The organism is Candidatus Symbiopectobacterium sp. NZEC135 (assembly GCF_025962695.1).
The window spans coordinates 1-806 of sequence record NZ_JAGFPF010000972.1 but is presented as its reverse complement, the minus strand read 5'-3'; the positions used below and the strand labels follow the sequence as shown (position 1 = coordinate 806).

1 protein-coding gene and 1 pseudogene are annotated in these 806 nt (G+C 54.2%); both read right to left on the bottom strand.

Annotated features, from left to right (window positions below):
• On the bottom strand, positions 1 to 562 hold a 562-nt coding region (locus tag J5224_RS31840; protein WP_264628964.1), incomplete at its 3' end, for an aminotransferase class I/II-fold pyridoxal phosphate-dependent enzyme.
• Between the two features lie 96 nt (positions 563 to 658).
• Positions 659 to 806 (bottom strand): annotated as a pseudogene (locus J5224_RS31835) (YitT family protein); the annotation flags it as partial.

Genomic DNA, 806 nt, shown 5'->3' with positions numbered 1-806 from the left:
AGCCGGTGGGGTTATGGCAGCACGGGTGCAGCAGTACGATGCTGCGCGCTGGCAGGCTTTCGAGCGTGGCAACCATGGCATCGACATTTACCCCCAGCGTTTGCGCATCGAAATAGGGGTAAGTGTGTACCTTGAATCCGGCACCGGCAAAAATAGCAATGTGGTTTTCCCAGGTCGGATCGCTGACCCACACCTCGGATTCCGGGAAATAGTGTTTAAGGAAATCGGCACCCACTTTCAGCGCGCCGGAACCGCCCAGCGTCTGGATAGTGGCGATGCGGTTAGCGGCCAGCGCCGGGTGCTCTGCGCCAAACAGCAGCGTCTGGATTGCGGAACGATAGGGTTGGAAGCCTTCCATGGGCAAATAGGAGGAAGCCGCTTTAGGCTGCGCTTCAAGCACATCAACGGCATCGCTCACGGCGCGCAGTTGCGGGATGATGTTCTGTTCGTTGTAGTAGAGCCCGATACTGAGATTGATCTTATCTGTGCGCGGATCCTGCTTGTATTTTTCCATCAGAGACAGGATGGGATCGCCGGCATAGGCGTCGACATGTTGGAACACGGTTATTCTCCTGAAATAATCATTTGCTGCGCTTAACGCGCGGCGGGGTATCGGGTAAATCATTATTATCGCTGGCGCGCTTATCCCGGACGCCGTTTAGACCGTATAACGCCCCGGGCGGTGATTCATCGCAATGATTAAGTTAAGAATCACGGCTCCTAATACGGAAACCACCAGCATAGGTATGCTTACCACAAACAGTGAAGCCAGCACAATCACCACATCAAGCGCCATTTGAAATTTG